The sequence below is a fragment of the Nocardia aurea genome, from assembly GCF_003123685.1.
Lineage (GTDB): Bacteria > Actinomycetota > Actinomycetes > Mycobacteriales > Mycobacteriaceae > Nocardia > Nocardia aurea.
The window spans coordinates 187,548-205,920 of the sequence record NZ_QCYJ01000170.1 but is presented as its reverse complement, the minus strand read 5'-3'; the positions used below and the strand labels follow the sequence as shown (position 1 = coordinate 205,920).

The window sequence follows — 18,373 nt, the reverse complement described above, 5'->3', positions numbered from 1 at the left end:
CGGTCATAGAGCGATATTTCCCACTCGGACAGGACGATCGAACAGCCGGTGGACCGCGGGGCGCTCGCGCCGGCGCGCGTGGGAAACACGCACCGGCGACGCGCCGAACTCAGACCGACAGGATCATGGCGATGCCCTGACCACCGCCGCCACAGAGCGCCGCGGCGCCCTTGCCGCCACCGGCGGTCTTGAGCGAATGGGCCAGCGACAGCGCGATCCGCGCGCCCGACATGCCGACCGGATGACCCACCGCGATCGCGCCGCCGTGAATGTTCACCTTGTCGGCGTCGAGGCCGAGCTGACGAATCGAGGCGATCGCGACGCCCGCGAAGGCTTCGTTGATCTCCACGAGCGCCAGATCGTCGAGAGTGGTCTCGTCGTCGCGCTTCAGCGCCGCCTCGATCGCGTTCGCGGGCTGGTGCAGCAGGGAGGTGTCCGGACCCGCGACGAGCGCGTGCGAGCGGATCTCGGCCAGCCATTCGATGCCACGGGCCTCGGCGAGGTCCTTGCGCATCACCACGACCGCGGCCGCGCCGTCGGACAGCTGCGAGGCGGCGCCCGCGGTGATCGTGCCCTCCTTGGCGAAGGCCGGGCGGAGTTTGCCGAGGGATTCGACCGTGGTCCCGGCCCGGATGCCCTCGTCGGCGGCGACGGTGACCGAACCCTTGCGCGAGGCGATCTCGACCGGCGCGATCTCGGCGGCGAATGTTCCCGACTCGGTCGCCGCGGCGGCGAGACGGTGCGAGCGGGCGGCGAATTCGTCCTGCTCGGCCCGGCTGATGTCCTCGGAGGCCTGGTAGCGCTCGGTGGACGCGCCCATCGAGATTCCGTCGAACGCACAGGTGAGCGCGTCGCGGTCCAGGGTGTCCTCGAAACCGGTCGAGCCGTACTTGAGGCCCTGCCGCGCGCCGCGCACCACATACGGCGCGTTCGTCATCGACTCCATACCGCCCGCGACGACGACATCCGCCGCACCGGTCGCGATCAGACGGTCGGCCTGCATGATCGCCTCGAGTCCGGACAGGCACAGGTTGTTGACCGTCGTCGCGGGGACCGTCATCGGCAGGCCCGCCGCGACCGCGGCCTGGCGTGCCGGATTGGGGCCGACACCGGCCTGCACGACGGTGCCCATCACGACGGCGTCGATGCCGTCGACATCGAGGCCGCTGCGCTGGATCGCCGCGGCGATGGCGTGGCCGCCGAGGTCGGTCGCTGTCAGCGACGCCAACGCGCCCGATAGTTTGCCGATCGGGGTTCGCGCCCCCGCGACGATGACACTGGTGCTCACGATGTGCTCTCCTTCTTCCGGCTCGCGCGCTCGGATTGCCGGCGAGTCCGCGGGTTCCGGCGTGCGGTTCCCGTCTCTGGATATTCCCATCCTGCTTCGTCGGCGGTGCGTCCAGACCCATGGCAGCACGCCGCGACTCACGGTGGGATGCGTGCGCGGGTCCCTGGTTCACGACGGCGCGCACGCCGTAGCGTTCGGTCGGTTACGCGGGACTTCGAGTTCCTGTCGCCGCAACGGTAATATTAACTATAGTGTTGTCGGTAGGAACTTCCGGTGCTAATGTCCGAAATGCGAGGAAATGCCTCGGCGGATTCCCCCGGGGGCGTGCGCGTCACCGAGAAGGGAGCGTCGATGCGACGAGTTGTCGATTGCCTCGCCAATGTGCATTTCGGTGAAAGCGAGCAGCCGGACTGGATGATGAAGGTCCGCGACGATTACTTCCGCGGTCCGACATCGATGTACTCCCGGGTGGATCTGTCCGAGATGCTGGCGGAGATGGACGAGCAGGGCGTCGAAAAGGCGATACTCATGTATTCGCTGCGACAGCCTTCACCCACGGTGTCGAAATTCGTCGATGCCAGGCCGGACCGGTTCGCGATGGCGGTGGGCGGATTCGATCTGGATCGCCCGGTAGCGGCACTGCGCGAATTCTCGGCGATGATCGACGATCTTCCTGTCGCCTACGCGTGCACCGGTCCCGGATTCTGGGGTGACGGGCGATATCGGCCGACCGACGGCATCTACTTTCCGCTCTACTACAAATGCGCCGAACTCGACCTGCCGCTGTGTATGAACACCGGCCTGCCCGGGCCGCCCATACCCGGTGAGGCGCAGGACCCCATCCATCTGGACCGGGTGTGCGTGCGCTTCCCCGAATTGCGGTTGTGCATGGTCCACGGCGCGGATCCCTGGTGGGACACCGCGATCCGGTTGTTGCTGAAATACGACAACCTCCGGCTGATGACCTCGGCGTGGTCACCGAAACGACTACCGGAGAGTCTGCTGCATTACATGCGGACCCGCGGCGCGCGCAAGGTGATCTTCGGATCGGACTGGCCCGTCCTGCCGATGCGCCGGGTGGTCCCGGAAGTGCTGGCACTGGACCTGCCCGACGATGTCCTGGACCGCTACCTCGCCGGTAACGCCGAAGAGTTCTTCTTCGCCGCACGGGCTCCGCTGGGGCGGTGAGCCGCGAGCGCGCCGACGAGAGCCGCCGCGAGCTCCGCGGCGTCGGCCGTCAGGGCTCGAAGGTCATCGGAACCAGGACGCGCACCGCGATCGCACCGCTGTCGTCGGTCAAGGTCCACGTGAGGTCCTGGTGCAGGGGTTCCCGGAACATGCGGATCGAGCTCATCAGGCGCGGATAGTTGGCGGGCAGGGTTCTCACCAGGCCGCGGTAGGTGTAGTGCTTGCCCGCCGTCATCGGGCAGCTCACTCCGGCCGCGGCGGGATCCGGCGGCACGCCGTGGGGCACGGGCGCGGTGTGTCCGAGGGTGTCGGTCAACGTCACCTCGGCCCTGAGTTCTCGCGCGTTCCTGGTGGGAGTGAAATGGACGGCGAGTGTCAGTTCTGCCCCGTAGCGCACACCGCACCGATCGGGTAGTTCCGGCCGATGTCCCGACAGATCGATGCTGTGCACTGTCGAGTACCCGTCGGCGCGGGCATACGGCGCGTTACCCGTGATGGCAGCCATGGCGATATCTCACCATATCCGCGGCACTCCGCGTGTCTTCTCCGGGATGCGCGACACCGGTTGTTCGCCTCCGAGTCGCGCGTTTCGAACCCGGACCGCATAAGCTCTGCGGTGCAAGACTATTCGTCGGTGCGGATCGGTATCCGGATCGTAGGTCCCGACGTGCCGCCGGAACTTGGTAGAGTCTCGCGCAACCGGACATTGTAGTCCGGTGCGTGCGACGCCGGGAGAGGTCGGTTCACGGACCTGGTTACGCGAGAGCATCCGGCCGATCTCCCCACGCACGGTAGGCATTTGCCGCAACGACGCGGTGCTGACACGTCATGTCCGCGACTCACCGCACACGAGCGGAGCCAGGAGACTCCATGGGATCATCGGGGCAGTCCACCCTCCTGCAGGTACAGACGCTTTTCGCCGGCGCCGCGGCGGTGATCGTCGAAAGCGCGTCGATACTCACCGAATTCAGCGACCCGCCGGTCGATCCGGGGAATATCCAACGCCGCCTGCGCATTCTGGAAACCGACAGCGCCGTGATCGCGCGTCGGATACAGGATCTGCTCGACGCCGATCAGGCCGACACGAGTCGCCATTCGGAATTGTCGCGGCTGTCCTACATGCTCGATCTCGTCATCGATCACCTCGGGGTGGTCGCCGACGTCGCGCGCATGCACGATCTCATCGCCGTTCCCGACGAACTCGTCGATCTGATCACGATCCTGTTGGGCTGCGCTCAGCTCACGGCCGTGTACATCGCCGCCCTTCGCGGCCGACATCGCGAATTGCACTGCGCGACGATGCGATACCGCGCCGAGGACGGGCTTCGCATCGGCGAGGAATTCCTGTTGCACCGCCCGGCCAGGGCCTACACCCAGTCCGCCCTGCTCGAGATCTGCGGGGCACTCAACCGCGCCGCCCACTCCTTCCATCAGGTCGCCGACGCCCTGCACACCATGGACACCTTGGCGTAGCGGTGCGACGACGCGTCAGCGTGTGCGGGTCGGGATGTCAGCGATCGTCGACGGGATCGCGGAGTCCGTCCATGAGCAGTTCCCAGGCCTCGTCGGCGACCGCGCGTCGCATCGGCTCGGGGGTCTTGGTGAGCAGGGCGGCGACGAGACCGATAGCGAGCATCAGCTGGCGGGCGCTGGTGCCGGGCCGGAAGGTGCCACTGGTGTCGGCGGCGAGTTTGTCGGTGAGTAGTTCGCTCACCGTGAGTGCGAAACTCGCGTGCACCGGATCGCTGTCGTCGGGACGCAGGGTCGCGACGAAAGCGGTGCATTCGACGAGTTGATCCAGGAACCTGGCGAGGAGTTCCCGAAGGCTGCTGTCCTTCCGGTAGGCGACCTGCTCCAGCGCCCGGATGTCTTCCTCGAACACCGCGCGCGTGAGGCTGTCCCGGTTGGGGAAGTGACGGTAGAGCACGCCGGGGCTGACGTTCGCGGTCGTCGAGATCAGCGACATGGGTGCGGCGGGTCCGTGCTGGCTGAATACCGCGCGGGCCGCGGTCAGAATGGCGGCCCGGTTCTCCGCCGCCGCGGCGGGCCCCCTGTTGACGCGCCCGGGAGATCTCACGCCCACCACGGTACTACCGGAGATGGCGATCCGTTCGTCGGGCGGAGACGGCTCGGTTCGCCGACCGGCGCGAGGAAGTCCCGCCACGCCGTGTGGCACCCACACTCCGGTCGAAACCGGAGATCGGTCACCATCGAGGCCGATTCTCCCGACACTGGAGTAATGACCAATCCCCTGGAAGACCCGAACGAATTCCCCCTGTTCGCACCGCTCGACGCCGACGACACGGCCGAAGCCCTCGCCGAAGCGATCATCGCCGACGACGACAACTGGATCCGCGTGTTCGGCATCGAGGATTCGAGCGACTGAACTTCCGGTGACATCGCCGCCCGAGAAATGTTTGCTGATCGTTTCCTGACCATCGCGTGCCGAAGTCTGTTCCAATGAATTCATGTGCAGGTGGATGGCGTATTCAGGAGAGCCGATCCTCGTCGAGGATTTGCTGTTCAAACCCAAGCACTCGTTGATCGACCAGAGTCTGCATTCGACCATGGGCGCCACGACGACCAACGGTGACGGCTTCGGCATCGGCTGGTACGGCGAGGGCGCCGAACCGGCGCTGTTCAAAGGCACCGAGCCCGCGTGGAACGACCGGAACCTGCGGGAGATCGCCGGTCAGATCCGAACGCCGTTGTTCTTCGCGCACGTTCGCGCCTCGACGGGGTCCCCGGTGCAGCGCAGCAACTGCCACCCCTTCCGACGCGGTCGCTGGCTCTGGATGCACAACGGCGCGCTGCGCGGATTCCATGACGTCCGGCGCGACCTGGTCACCGCGATCGATCCGGGATTGTTTCCCGATCTCGAGGGGTCGACCGATTCCGAGACCCTGTTCTATCTCGCGCTGACCTTCGGTCTCACCGACGATCCTCTCGCCGCGGTCGCACGCGCGGTCGGTTTCGTCGAGGACGTGGGTCGCGCCCACCAGGTGGAGAACCCGGTGCAGATGACCGTCGCGACCACCGACGGCGAATCCATGTGGATCTTCCGCTACTCGAGCGAGCGGCAGTCGAGATCGCTGTTCTTCTCCACCGAGATCGACAAACTTCGGGCTCTGCATCCGGAGGTGGAAGTGCTGTACCACCTCGGCGACGAGACCCGCTTCGTGGTGTCCGAACCGCTGCGCGACCTGCCAGGCGCGTGGAACGAGGTGCCGGAATCGTGTGCGGCACTTGTTCGCAACGGTGCCGACGAGCTGCGCGAATTCCAGCCCGTCTCGCCGGTCTGAGCGTCCGCGACGCGAATCAGTCGGCGTGCGTCGAGGATTCGGGACGCGAGCGGGTGTGGCGGTGAGTCGCCAGGTCTCGCAGGCGGATCCAGTCGACGGCGGGCGCCGAGATCCGTGTTCCGGGCCTGGTGCGCGGAACCCGAACCCGCAGGGCGTCGGGTTCGATGACACAGCGCACCGGGGTGTCGAGCATCAGTGATTCGCCGTCGACCCCGACCGGGATCTGCGCGGCGTCGGCGTCGACGACGACGTCGACCGCCGTCCGCTGCGTCAGTCCGCGACCGCGGGTGCGCCGGATCAGGCCGACGGCGTCGCGGGTATTGGCTACCGAGAGGGTCACCGCGCCGAGCACACCCCGGTCGAGGCGGTCACGGCGACTGAGTCCGGCGAGATCGCCGGTGCCGTAGGGATTGTTGCTGACCAGGATCGCCTGCGGTCCGTCGACCGTCGTGTCACCGATGTGTGCGACGAGCCGGGTCCCGGTGTGCCCGGCGAGCAGATCGGGGAGCAGCCGAAGTACCGTGGCCGTCTTGTCGTCGCGGTAGGCGGGGCTGCGCACGATTTCGGCGTACACCCCGAACGAGGCGTTGTTGACGAAGGGCAGCCCGTTGATCCTGCCGAGGTCCACCCGCATCTCCGCGCCGTCGCGCAGCGCGTCGAGGCCCGCCGCGGGGTCGGCGCGATCCAGACCGAGGTCCATCGCGAAGTGATTGCGCGTACCCGCGCTGATCACCAGGAACGGCAGGTGATGTTCGGCCGCGACGCCGGCGACGAGGGCCTGGGTGCCGTCACCGCCCGCGACCCCGAGCAGATCCGCGCCACGGGCGACGGCGTGCCGTGCCAGCTCGACCACGTCGACGACGCCCTCCAGCAGCACGACCTCCGCGCCGAGTTCTTCGGCTCTGCGCGCGAGATCGAATTTCGTGACCTTCCCGCCGCCGGAACGCGGATTCATGATCAGGAAGGGTTGTCGCGGCGCGGGGGCCGGGTATTCGGTGGCCGCCGTCGGCGGACCTCCGGCGCGAAGCGCCGCCCGCGCGCAGACGACGGCGACCAGGGCCGCCGCGCACGCGAGCACGACCACCCACAGCAGGTGCGCGCGTACGAACAGTACGAAGACCACGATCGGCGCCAGGACCGCGATAGCGAGCGAGATCCACCGCAGAACCCCGTGCCTGGTCAGGAACCAGTACAGCGCCGCCAGGGTGACAACGACGCCTCCGACGCCGGTGACGAGCAGCCCGATCGTGCCGATCAGCCCGGCGAAGAGCACCGGCACCGCGGCGGCCACGGCGGCGAACACGAACGCGGCGCGGGCCGACCAACATCGGGTCCGGCTGTCGGCGGCGTCGTTCACCGCTCCGCCCACCGGTCATCCGGCACGGGGTCGGTGGTTCGAATCGGTCGGCGGGCGCGGTTCTCGTGGCCCATGGTGTTCCTCGCTTCCGGTGGGCGTGGTCAATGTTCGGCCGCGCGGTCGGTTCGATGGTGGAATGCGTCCACGGCGGCCTCGACGGTGGGGAAGAAATGCGTCCCGTCGAATCGGTCGCCGACGCCGAAGCGGATCAGTTTGTCCTTGATCGGTCCTTTCATCTCGGCGAACGCCAGTCGAATCCCTTTGCCCTCCAGGTAGTTGTCGAGATCGACGAGTTCGTCGACGGCCGTGGTGTCCAGACCCGTGATCGGCTCGGCGGCGACGATCACCCATTCCACCGGTGACGAAGCCTTCGCGACGACCGAGCGCACGTATTCGTCGAAGATCTGACCGTTGGCGAAGAACAGCGGCGCGTCGAAGCGGATCAGCACCAGACCGGGAATTCGGTGCCCACCGGGATGGCGTTCGATGTCGTGGAAGCCGGGACGATCCGGTGTCGGGACCAGTTCGGTGCGGTAGGGCTGCCAGGCCCGCGCGACGACCGCGACGAACGACAGCCCGATCGCGACGAGAATCCCTTGCAGTACGCCTGCCAGCGCCACCCCGAGGAACGCCGCGATCGCGAGCGCGAATTCGACACCGCTCATGCGCCACAAGCGGACCATGCCGCGCACATCGATCAAGGCGGTCGCCGCGACGATCACGACCGCGGCGAGCGCCGCGTCCGGCAGGTAGGCCGTCAGTCCCGGGGCCAGCAGAACGAACAGCAGGACCGCGAGCGCGCCGACGACACCCGCCAATTGCGTATGGGCGCCGCTCTGTTCGGCGACCGGCGTTCGCGAGCCGCTCGCCGAGATCGGGAACCCGCCGAAGAGGCCGCCCGCCACATTGGCGACGCCGATGGCCTTCATCTCGGTGCTTCCGTCGACGTCTTCGCCGTGTCTGGAGGCGAACGTGCGCGACAGGACGCCACTGTCGGCGAAGGCGATCAGCGCGATGCCCACCGCGGGTCCGAGCAGATGTCCCACGTCGGACCAGTCGACGCCGCCGATCGACGGCAGCGGCAGACCTTCCGGTAGGGCTCCGACCATCCCGATATCGTCGGTGAGGCCCGCGGCCGCGGCGACCGCGATGGCACACGCGACCGCGACCAGTACGCCGGGCACCACGGGCAACCACAGCCGAAAGGCCACGATGATCGCGAGTGCCCCGACGCCGACGGTGGCCGCGATCGGGTCGATGCCGCCGTGGATCACCGCGCGGCCGATCTCGCCGATCTCGGCGAGCAGACCCGACGCGTCGACGGAGAGGCCGAGCAGTTTGGGAAGTTGTCCGACGACGACGATCAGCGCGATCGCGTTCAGGTATCCGAGCCGGATGGGTTTGGAGAGCAGTTCGGTGACGAATCCCAGGCGCAGGAATCCGCCGACCAGCAGAATGAGGCCGACGAGGACGGCGAGTACCCCGGCCAGCGCCAGTGCGCTGTCGGGATCGTCCACCGCGGCCAGCGGCAGCACCGCCGCCGCGATCAGCGGGGCCAGTGAGGAATCCGGGCCGAGCACCAGAATTCTCGACGGCCCGACCACCGCGTAGGCCAGCAGCGGCACGATGGTCGCGTAGAGCCCGGCGTAGGCGGGCAGCCCGGCCGCCTCCGCGTAGCCCATGCCCGCGGGGATCAACAGCGCGGTGAGAACGAGCCCCGCGGTCACGTCGGTCCGCAACCACTCCCGCCGATATCCCCGGGCCGTCACGATCCCGGGTAATCCGCCCACACTGTCCTTCCACGACACGGCGGATCTCAGTGCGCTCGTGCGCGCTGCGGGGTGACCGCGATCGGGGCGGGCAGGGGAGCGGGTGGCTCGCTCCGCAGTAGCCGTCGGCGGCGCAGCGCCTTCTCGGATTCGATGGCGATCGGGATGAGGAGCGACCAGCCCAGGCAGGCCAGCCATTGGCCGCCCGTCAGCGATGTCGTCATCAGCAGGTCCTGGAGGAAGCCGAGTTCGACCGCGAACACGGTGACAACGACCGGGACCGACAGAATCTTCAGCGCGCCGAGAATCGGTGCGGCGAAACCGGATTCGGGATCGCGGCGCATCGCCAGACCGCTGAGAACGGAACCGAGCGACAGCACGACGAACGCCGTCGTGATCGGTACCGAGGCCTCGGTGGTGCTCATGTCGCCGGGAGCGAGGAGCATCGCGGCGAGGGTGACGGCGAATTGCAGGATCCCGTAGGCCAGCCACTGGGTGAACGCGCGCCGATTGGCGATAGGCACGGCCGGATCGCGCGGTGGTTTGCTCATGAGATTCGGTGGCGGCGGATCCATCATGATCACGGCCACCGGGAACAGCGTGATGAAGAAATGCTGGAACAGCACCATCAGCGGGGTGAGCGCGACACCGTCGTTGATATCGAAGACGCTCGCCGCGAGGAACAGCAGAACCAGCGAGAACAGTTTCGACATCTGGTAGCGGATATAGGAGACGATCTTCTCGTAGATGTTGCGGCCCAAGCGGATCGCGGTGATCAGGGTGCCGAAGTTGTCGTCGGTGAGCACCATCTTGCCCGCCTGTTTGGTGACTTCGCTGCCCGAACCCATCGCGACTCCGATATCGGCCTTCTTCAGCGCGGCGGCATCGTTGACGGCGTCACCGGTCATCGCCACCACCGCGCCGCCGCGCTGCATGACATCGGCCAGGCGCAGTTTGTCCTGCGGTGTCACCCGGCCGAACACATGCAGATTCGGCAGTGCCGCCGACAACTCCTCGTCGGTCATCGCCTGGAGTTCGGCGCCGCTGATCGCTCCGGGGCCCAACCCGAGTTCGGCCCCGATCGCCGACGCGGTGATCGCGTGGTCGCCGGTGATCATGCGGACGTCGATACCCGCTTCGCGCGCGGTGCGCACCGATTCGATCGCCTCGGGTCGCAGCGGGTCGATGATGCCGACCATGCCGACGAAGGTGAGGTCATCGACCAGGGACATGGGGTCGGCCTTCGCGGCCTCTTCCCGACCGTCGAGTCGCCGGGCGGCGAAGGCGAGCACGCGAAGTCCCTTCTCCGACATGGTCCGCATGGCCGCGGTCACCTCCTCGCGCACCTCGTCGATCGGGACCGCCCTTCGGCCCGGCAGGAAGGCTGTCGCGCATCGCGCCAGGACCATATCGGGCGCGCCCTTGACCAATTCGACGAATCGCGTGTCGCCGTCGACGCGCAGGTGGTGGAACGTCGCCATGAATTTGTACGCGGAGTCGAAGGGGACCGCCGCGACCCGGGGATAGGTCTGCCGGGTCAGCGGTGCGTCGACGCCGATCTTGGCCGCCAGCACCACCAGCGCGGCCTCGGTGGGGTCTCCGACGATCTCGCCGGAGTCGGAGACGGTGGCGTCGCTGTCGAGGCACAGACCGTAGGCGAGCAGCGTGAAATCCGGGGTGTCCGAACCCGCGACCCGGGTGATCTTCCCGGACTTGCGGTAACCCTCGCCGTCGACCGTGTACCACCGGCAGTGGAAGTACAGCGATCGCACGGTCATCTGGTTCATGGTCAAGGTGCCGGTCTTGTCCGAGTTGATCACGCTGGTCGCGCCGAGCGTCTCGACATCGGTGAGGTTCTTCACCACGGCTTTCGCGTCGGCGAGTTGCCGTGCGCCGTAGGCCAGCATCGCCTGGACGAAGGTCGGCAGTCCCGTCGGAATCGCCGAGACGCCCATCGAGATGCCGAGCAGCAGCAGCGTGGTCATATCGTCGCCGCGCAGCGCGCCGATCATCACGATGACGGCGACCGCCGTCCACGCGATGACCCCGAGCACCTTTGTCAGCGCGTCCAGTTCGCGTTGCAGCGGCGACGCCGCGGGCGCGACCGCCGACAGCATCGACGCGATCCGGCCCATCTCGGTGTTCATTCCGGTCTCGGTGACCACGATCGTCGCGGTGCCGCGGGTGACCGAAGTGTTCTGGTAGACCATGTCGGCGCGGTCGCCCAGCGCGGCGTCGGCCGCTTCGAGTGTGCCGGGATCCTTGGCGACGGGCGCGCTCTCACCGGTCAGTGCCGCCTCCTGGGTTTCCAGGGTGGCCGAGGTGATCAGTCTGCCGTCCGCGGGCACGATATCGCCGGATTCCAGCCGCACGATATCGCCCGGCACGAGCTGCACGGCGTCGAGTTGCGTGAGGTTTCCGTCGCGGATCACCCGCGCCTGCGGTGATTGCATCCTGGCGAGCGCGTCGACGCTGGCCCGCGCCTTGCGCTCCTGTCGCGTGCCGAGGACGACATTGAGGACGACGAGTACCGCGACCACGATCGCCGTCGGGACCTCGCCGATGACGACGCTGACGATCGCCACCACGATCAGCATCAGATTCATCAGGTCCTTCACCTGGCGCAGCGCGATGGACCACAGCGACGGCGTGGGCTCGGAAGCGATCTTGTTGGCTCCGTAGCGCAGCCGGAGTTCGGCCGCCCTGTCCGCGCTGAGTCCGGCCTGCGCGTCGGAGGACAGCGCGGACACGACGGATTCGACATCGCGCGCATGCCAATTCGTCGGTTCTCGGGTGGCGGTGTGCGTGGCGGCCATGACGCTGGTCCTTTCCCTCGCGCGGAACCTCAGTACGGCGTCGGAATCCAGTGCAGTGGTTGCAGGGGAGCCCGGTAGCCGTGCGCGCTCTGCCGTTTCGGCAGGACGACGTCGGGACGATCCAGCGGCTCGTAGGGGACCCGGCTCAGGAGATGGCTGATGATGTTGAGTCGTCCCCGCTTCTTATCGTCGTTGGTCGCGACGTACCACGGCGCCCAGCCGGTATCGGTGAGACGGAACATCTCGTCCCGCGCTCGAGCGTAGTCGTACCAGCGGCTGTAGGACTCGAGATCCAATTCCGACAGCTTCCAGATCTTGCGGGGGTCGTCGATGCGGCTCTGTAGGCGCAGGGTCTGTTGCTCCTCGCTGACCTCGAGCCAGTACTTGACCAGGATGACCCCCGAGTCGACGATCGCGCGCTCGACCGCGGGAATCAGCTGGAGGAAGTGCTGGGCCTGCTCGTCGGTGCAGAATCCCATCACCCGTTCGACACCCGCCCGGTTGTACCAGCTGCGGTCGAAGATGACGACCTCCCCGGCCGCGGGGAGATAGGACAGGTAGCGCTGCACGTACATCTGGGATTTCTCCCGTTCCGTCGGCGCGGGCAGCGCGACGACCCGGAAGACGCGTGGGCTGACCCGCGCGGTGATCGCCTTGATGACGCCGCCTTTCCCCGCGGTGTCGCGCCCCTCGAAGACGACGCAGATCCTCGCGCCGGAGGCTTTGACCCATTCCTGGAGCGCGACCAGTTCGGCGTGCAGCGGTCGCAGCAGGCGACGGTAGTCCTTGTTCTTCAACGGCGCGTCGCGCTGTCGCGTCCCCGGTTCGAACAGCTCGCCCGTATCCGCTCGGTGATGGGACTTCTTTCCCACGAAGGTCCTCTCAATTCGCTATCAAGGTGTCGGTGCCGTCGCGGGAATCCGGTTCGGCCAGGCGATCGCTGATGGATTGCCGCGCCGCCTTCTCGACGAGAAGTGGTACGAAATCATGGATTCGGACATCGGCGAAACGTTTGTGAACGGTACGCACGATGAGTTCGATATCCGCCGGGGGAAACGACGGGTACCGAGTGATGAGACGTTCGATGACTTGCTCGACCTGAAGCAATTCGTTATCGCCGGTCATAGATCTATCGTCTGCCCGTTGCGGAATATTCGTCAAGGCACGAATCGGATGCGAAATACGGGTGTCCGCGCGGAATTCGACCGCCCGTACCGTCACAGCGTCATGTCATTCGGCGGTCTTCGGTGATTTCGCATCCTTCGGTGGTCAGCCGTGAGACGACGTCGAAGACGTTCGACGGTCCGCCCGAATATAGTGCGTTGCGCTGTCGAACGGCGCCGTTGCCGCGCGTGAGTACCGTCGCCAAGGCGTCGTGGGTGAATTCGTCATCGCCGGATTCCTCGAGTGCCGAGCGGATATGGGCGAACAGTTCGGCGATCGATCCGGAACCCGGTACCGGATGCCGTGTGGCCGTGTGGAATTGCGGACCGGACAGACCGTCGCGGGCGGCGTTGCGGCAGGCCGACCGTAGGCGGTCCTGGTCGATCACCGGTGCGGGTCGACCGCTCTCGACGGCGGCCACCGAGGTGACGACCAGCGCCCGGACCAGGCTCGCGAGCAAGGTGGTTTCTCCCACCGTGGCGGGGACGTCGCTGATCCTGATCTCGATCGTCGGCAGATGCGCCGACAGTCGCACGTCCCAATAGACCATCGCGGAGTCGAGGATCCGGCCGTCCTCGACGAGTTTCGCGACGATGTCGTCGTAGTGGGCGGCCGACCGGAAATACGGTGGGGGTCCGGCGCTCGGCCATCGCGCCCACAGCAGGTGACGCCAGCTGGCATAGCCGGTGTCGGCGCCCTCGGCGATAGGGGAATTCGCGGTCAGCGCCAACAGTGCGGGCAGCCAGGGGCGGAGATGGTTGCTGACCTGTACCGCCAGGTCGCGGTCGGGAACGCACACGTGGACGTGGCAACCGCAGATCACCTGCTCGGCCAGGGAGCCGAAACGCTCGGCCATGCGCTGGTATCTCGGTGTGTCGGTCATGGAGCCGCCCGGCGGTCCCCAGATCGGAACCCCGACCGCCAGAGGTCGGGAGCCCGACCGTGTGGCTGCCGCCACGGCCGAGAGCCGCGCCCGCCGGAGTTCTCGGTGCACCTCCGGAATGTTCGCGCACACCGGCGTGCAGGTTTCGACCTGGCACCGGGAGAGCTCCAGTTGCAGTTCGACACCGCAGGCGCAGGCCGCCACCGCGGCATTGGTGAGCGAGGGCAGGCCGGTGGCCGGATCGACCAGGACGAACTCCTCCTCCACGCCGACCGTGAAAGGACGGACAACGTTGCCGTGCAGCGGATCACGTGGATCTATCGACACCGTGGACGCCACGACCACCTCCTTGCCCTCGGACGAGGAATCAGCGTTCGGGCTGCCATGTCGTGACCGCCCAGGTGACCACCACGCTCAGTGCGATGATCACCATCGACCAGGCCGGGTAGTAGGGCAGGGACAGGAAATTCGCGATGATCACCAATGCCGCGATCCCCAGCGCGGCGTATCGGCCCCATGTCCTTCCGAACATCAATCCGAGCGCGCAGATCAGTGCCACCACGCCGAGAACCAGATGGATCCAGCCCCAGGTCGTGGTGTCGAACCGGTAGACGTAGTCGATACCGGCGACGTAGAACTCGTCGTCGACGAGTGCGGAGATGCCTTCCAGGATGGAGACCGCCCCGAGGATCAGCAGCATGAACGCGGCCGTGATGGATATGCCCGCCGCGACGCTCTGCTGCTGGAAGGGTTCCGCCTCGGGAACGACATCGTCGACACCGGAAGTGTGGTCGGTCATGTTCGACTCCTCGCCGATTCCGAATATGGGTTCACTGGAATTGATGGCGCCGACCATCTGTATTACGCCGTGGGTCGCGGCGTTTCGGGATAATTCGAGTGGACGGTTTCCTTGCCATTTCTCCATGAGGATTCGCAATCCTATCCGGTGTGCCCGTCGTCGCGGAAGCGATCGTATCGATTCGTATTCATTCGGGACGTGCTACCGGAAATCGCATGCAAGGGTTCCGCAACCGGGGGATCGGATGCTGCATTCCAGTGGTCTGTCGAAGTGATCGAAGTTTACCGGAAAATTGCCCGGTAAAAAAGACCGGTCGGTGTCCGGCTCGAGCCTATGCGAGGTCGGGGATACCGGGATCGACATGGCGTTTCGAATTCATCACGGCGGGCGGCGCCCGGTCGGACCACGGTGCCGAGCCGATGTCGGCCTCACCGGGCTCCCGGGCCGGAGTCGTTGTCGGCGATGACCCGGTGCGGGAGAAACGTCGCGGCGAGAAAACCGGCGAGACCGACACCGGCCAGTGTGACCATCGCGTCGGCGTAGGCGTGGCCGGTGAGATTCGCGACGAGGATGGTGCCCGCCACGGCGGTGCCCAGCGACGAGCCCAGATTCGACGCGCTGCGCGACAGGCCGGAGATCTCGCCCTGCTCGTCCTCGCCGAAGCTGGACTGCACCACGGTGACCGACGGGGTGAGCATGAGTCCGAGTCCGAGTCCGATCAGCAGTAGTCCCGGTGCGAATGCCCATGGCGACAGCGAACGGTCGGCCAGCGTCAGCAGTATCGCGACGCCGAGAATGCCGACGAGGAAGCCGGTGCGGATCAGGGTCCGCTGGGGATGTCGGCGTGCCAGACGTGCGGCGGCCAGCGAGGTCGTGAGCAGTCCCAACGTCGCGGCGGTGAAGATCACGCCGGTTTCGACGGCGTTGTACCCGCGCACGACCTGGAGGTAAGCGGCCACCACGAACGATGTCCCCATCAGCAGAAGCCATTGGGCCAGCTGGGTGACCAGGCCCAGGTTCGCGACGCGGTCGGTGAACATCCTCGTGGCGATGAGCGGTTCGCGCCCGGCCCGCTCCCGCGCGCGGATATGCCCCACGAAGCACGCCAGGACCACCGCGCCGAACGCGATCGTGGCGACCATGAGTCGAATATCGTTGTCGGCGAGCTGAATACCCAGCACGACGAGTGTCAGCCCCACCGCCGACAGTATGGCGCCCATGACGTCGAAAGGGCGGGTGGGGTCCGGTGGCAGCGGGTCATCGACGCGGCGGCCGAGTACGGCGATGCACAGTACGACGAGCGCCTGGAAAAGGAAGGCCGCCCGCCAGCTCAGCGCCGTGGTGATCAGTCCGCCGATCAGTGGTCCCGCCGCCGCGCCGATACCGCCCATGGCCATGATGACGCCGAATGCTCGTGCTCGGGAAGCTGTTTCGGTGAAGAGCAGCGTTGTCAGAATGTAGACCGGTGGGATGAGCAGTGCGGTCCCGACACCCTCGAGTATCGAATTGCCGAGGATCAGGATGCCGAGTCCGGGCGCCGCCGCGCTCAACAGGGCGCCGATACCGTAGATCAGCAGACCCGCCTGGAAGCAACGCCTGCGACCGTATCGGTCGGTGAGTTTGCCGCCCGGGATCATCAGCGCGGCCATGACCAGCAGGAAGATCGTGATCGCCACCTGGACGCCCTGCACGGTGGTGTCCAGGTCGGCGCTGATGTCGTTGATCATCACATTCATGTTCGAGCCCGCGAAGCTACAGATGAACTGTGCGAGCGCGAGCGGAACGAGCACCCCGCGCGGGGCGCTCGTCGCCGCGGAACCGGTCGGCGGTGCCATCGGATCAGTCGGTCGACGGCGCGGAGGCGGCCTCGGCGCGATCGAGTTCGTCGTCCAGGGCGATGGCGGCGGCCACCAGCGCCAGGTGGGTGAATGCCTGGGGGAAGTTGCCCAGTTGCTCACCGGAGGGGCCGATCTCCTCGGCGAAGAGTCCGACATGGTTGGCGTAGGTGAGCATTTTGTCGAAGGCATAGCGGGCCTGCTGTAATCGTCCGGCGCGGGCGAGCGCTTCCACGTAGAGGAAACTGCACAGGTTGAAGGTGCCCTCCACCCCTTCCAAGCCGTCGGGGGAGGCCTCGGGGTCGTATCGGTAGACCAGGCTGTCGCTGACCAGTTCGTCGTCCATCGCGTCGAGAGTGCTCAGCCACATCGGATCGGTCGGCGACAGGAAACCCATGCGCGGCATGAGCAGCAGCGAGGCGTCGAGCACGTCGGTCGCGTAGTGCTGGACGAAGGCCTGCCGTTTCGCGCTCCAGCCCCTGTCGAGTATCTGTTCGAATACCGCGTCTCGTTCGCGCGTCCACCGGGTGATGTCGGCCGGGCGGGCGTTCGCGGTGGCCAGGCGGATACCGCGTTCGAACGCCACCCACGTCATGAGCCTGCTGTAGGTGAATTCCTGCTTGCCGCCGCGCGTTTCCCAGATGCCCTCGTCGGGACGGTCCCAATTGTCGGCGAGCCAGTCGGTCAGGCCCGCGAAGGTCCGCCACCCCGCGATGCCGCCGATATCGGAGGCCAATGCCAGGGCGTCGGCCGCCTCACCGTAGATGTCGAGCTGGATCTGGTCGGCCGCGCCGTTGCCGACCCGCACCGGCGCCGATCCCCGGTACCCCTCCAGATGGTCGAGGATCTCCTCTTCCAGATGCGGGTCGCCGTCGATGCGATACATGATCTGTAGCGGCTCGCCGGACGCCGCGCCCCCGGCTTCCAAACGGTCGCGCAGCCAGCGGCGGAACGCGAAGGCCTCCTCGGTGAAACCGAGATCGATCAGCGCCCGCACCGACAGCGAGGCGTCGCGGATCCAGGTGTAGCGGTAGTCCCAGTTGCGTTCGCCGCCCAGTTGCTCGGGCAACCCCATGGTGGCCGCGGCGATCGGTGCCCCGGTGGGGGCGTAGGTGAGCAGTTTGAGCGTGATCGCCGAACGGTTGACCATGTCGCGCCAGCGCCCGCGATAGGTGGACGAGCGCAGCCAGGTCTGCCAGAAGGCGCGGCACCGCTCGAATTCCTCGGTGACCGCCTCGGTCGTCGGTCCGGCGTCGACCGGACCACCGCTCGCCGTGGTGGTCAGCACGACGACCGCGATCTCGCCCGCCGACAGCGTGAACAGGGCGGTCATGTCGTCGCCGTCCGGCTCGAGGGTGACGGCGTCGGTCACCTGGAGGTGTAGATCGGCCTCGGGGGAGCGGAATACGGCGGTGTGGTCGTCGGCGCGGTCCACGGTGTGGGTGGCGCGTCCGTAGTCGAACCTCGGACGGCACGCGAGGGCGAACGTCAGTGTTCCGCGCACCACGCGCACGACCCGGACCAGTCGGTGGCGATCGGTGGGTTCCCGGGCCGGGATCGGATCCATGAAGTCGGCGACCTCACCGACGCCGTCCGGGCCGGCGAAGCGGGTCACGAGGATCGCGGTATCCGAGAGGTAGAGCTGCCGGACCGTCACATGATTGGTGGTGGAATCGACCGCGATCCGGCAGTATCCGCCACGTTCGCTGTCCAGCAGCGAGGCGAAGACGCTCGGTGAGTCGAATCGCGGGGCACACCACCAGTCGATAGTGCCCGCCGAGGACACCAGCGCCGCCGTCTGGAGATCGCCGACGATACCGTGCTCGGCGATCGGTGGATACTCGCTCACGAGTACTCCTCTGTTCGGGAAGATCCGGCGACGGATTCAGACCGGCGCGGCCTGATCCGTCCGCACCCGGCTCGTCTCGGACCCCGTCGGCCGGAGCGGGCGCGGTGAGTCGGTTCCAGCGAA

Annotated in this window: 16 protein-coding genes; 4 read left to right on the top strand and 12 right to left on the bottom strand. The window is 67.0% G+C overall.

Annotated features, from left to right (window positions below):
* Positions 1-109: 109 nt before the first annotated feature.
* Complete coding sequence (locus DAT37_RS40660; protein ID WP_109530267.1) at positions 110-1,288, bottom strand: acetyl-CoA C-acyltransferase; 1,179 nt, start codon at positions 1,286-1,288, stop codon at positions 110-112.
* Positions 1,289-1,639: 351 nt separating this feature from the next.
* On the opposite strand from DAT37_RS40660, the gene DAT37_RS40655 reads away from it, so the two are divergent.
* Complete coding sequence (locus DAT37_RS40655) at positions 1,640-2,476, top strand: amidohydrolase family protein (protein ID WP_109530380.1); 837 nt, start codon at positions 1,640-1,642, stop codon at positions 2,474-2,476.
* 49 nt (positions 2,477-2,525) lie between these two features.
* Here DAT37_RS40655 and DAT37_RS40650 read toward each other — a convergent pair whose 3' ends face one another.
* Positions 2,526-2,981 carry an ML domain-containing protein gene (locus DAT37_RS40650; RefSeq protein WP_109530266.1) on the bottom strand — a complete coding sequence of 152 codons (456 nt, stop codon included), beginning with the start codon at positions 2,979-2,981 and terminating at the stop codon, positions 2,526-2,528.
* Between the two features lie 365 nt (positions 2,982-3,346).
* Here DAT37_RS40650 and DAT37_RS40645 point away from each other — a divergent pair, with 365 nt between their 5' ends.
* Positions 3,347-3,949 (top strand): hypothetical protein, encoded by a 603-nt coding sequence (locus DAT37_RS40645; protein WP_109530265.1) that lies wholly within the window; start codon positions 3,347-3,349, stop codon positions 3,947-3,949.
* A 37-nt stretch (positions 3,950-3,986) separates the two neighbouring features.
* Here DAT37_RS40645 and DAT37_RS44635 read toward each other — a convergent pair whose 3' ends face one another.
* On the bottom strand, positions 3,987-4,553 hold the full coding sequence (locus DAT37_RS44635) for a TetR/AcrR family transcriptional regulator (protein ID WP_157978954.1): 567 nt from the start codon (positions 4,551-4,553) through the stop codon (positions 3,987-3,989).
* Positions 4,554-4,715: 162 nt separating this feature from the next.
* Between DAT37_RS44635 and DAT37_RS44630 the strand changes: the two genes are divergently transcribed.
* Together DAT37_RS44630 and DAT37_RS40635 are read left to right on the top strand one after the other, a co-directional pair.
* Complete coding sequence (locus DAT37_RS44630; protein WP_157978953.1) at positions 4,716-4,862, top strand: hypothetical protein; 147 nt, start codon at positions 4,716-4,718, stop codon at positions 4,860-4,862.
* 94 nt (positions 4,863-4,956) lie between these two features.
* On the top strand, positions 4,957-5,778 hold the full coding sequence (locus tag DAT37_RS40635; RefSeq protein WP_109530264.1) for a class II glutamine amidotransferase: 822 nt from the start codon (positions 4,957-4,959) through the stop codon (positions 5,776-5,778).
* A 16-nt stretch (positions 5,779-5,794) separates the two neighbouring features.
* Here the strand turns inward: DAT37_RS40635 and DAT37_RS40630 are convergent, their stop codons facing one another.
* The 9 genes from DAT37_RS40630 to DAT37_RS40590 form a co-directional block, all read right to left on the bottom strand.
* Positions 5,795-7,147 (bottom strand): diacylglycerol/lipid kinase family protein, encoded by a 1,353-nt coding sequence (locus DAT37_RS40630; protein WP_109530263.1) that lies wholly within the window; start codon positions 7,145-7,147, stop codon positions 5,795-5,797.
* Between the two features lie 89 nt (positions 7,148-7,236).
* Complete coding sequence (locus DAT37_RS40625) at positions 7,237-8,943, bottom strand: SulP family inorganic anion transporter (protein ID WP_109530262.1); 1,707 nt, start codon at positions 8,941-8,943, stop codon at positions 7,237-7,239.
* A gap of 8 nt (positions 8,944-8,951) precedes the next feature.
* On the bottom strand, positions 8,952-11,720 hold the full coding sequence (locus DAT37_RS40620; RefSeq protein WP_109530261.1) for a cation-translocating P-type ATPase: 2,769 nt from the start codon (positions 11,718-11,720) through the stop codon (positions 8,952-8,954).
* Between the two features lie 29 nt (positions 11,721-11,749).
* Positions 11,750-12,592: a polyphosphate kinase 2 gene (gene ppk2 / locus DAT37_RS40615; RefSeq protein WP_109530260.1), complete on the bottom strand. Its 843-nt coding sequence runs from the start codon at positions 12,590-12,592 to the stop codon at positions 11,750-11,752.
* Between the two features lie 10 nt (positions 12,593-12,602).
* Positions 12,603-12,845 carry a three-helix bundle dimerization domain-containing protein gene (locus tag DAT37_RS40610; protein WP_109530378.1) on the bottom strand — a complete coding sequence of 81 codons (243 nt, stop codon included), beginning with the start codon at positions 12,843-12,845 and terminating at the stop codon, positions 12,603-12,605.
* Between the two features lie 100 nt (positions 12,846-12,945).
* The gene (locus DAT37_RS40605; RefSeq protein ID WP_109530377.1) at positions 12,946-14,106 is read right to left on the bottom strand and encodes a carboxylate-amine ligase; all 1,161 of its coding nucleotides are present in this window, start codon (positions 14,104-14,106) and stop codon (positions 12,946-12,948) included.
* Between the two features lie 28 nt (positions 14,107-14,134).
* A complete protein-coding gene (locus tag DAT37_RS40600; protein ID WP_109530376.1) occupies positions 14,135-14,566 on the bottom strand; it encodes a DUF7144 family membrane protein in 432 nt (143 codons plus the stop codon).
* Between the two features lie 428 nt (positions 14,567-14,994).
* Positions 14,995-16,401, bottom strand: coding sequence for an MFS transporter (locus DAT37_RS40595; protein WP_109530259.1), 1,407 nt, complete (start codon positions 16,399-16,401; stop codon positions 14,995-14,997).
* A gap of 4 nt (positions 16,402-16,405) precedes the next feature.
* Entirely contained in the window at positions 16,406-18,250 is a 1,845-nt protein-coding gene (locus DAT37_RS40590; protein WP_109530258.1) for a glycoside hydrolase family 15 protein, read from the bottom strand.
* Between the last annotated feature and the right edge of the window lie 123 nt (positions 18,251-18,373).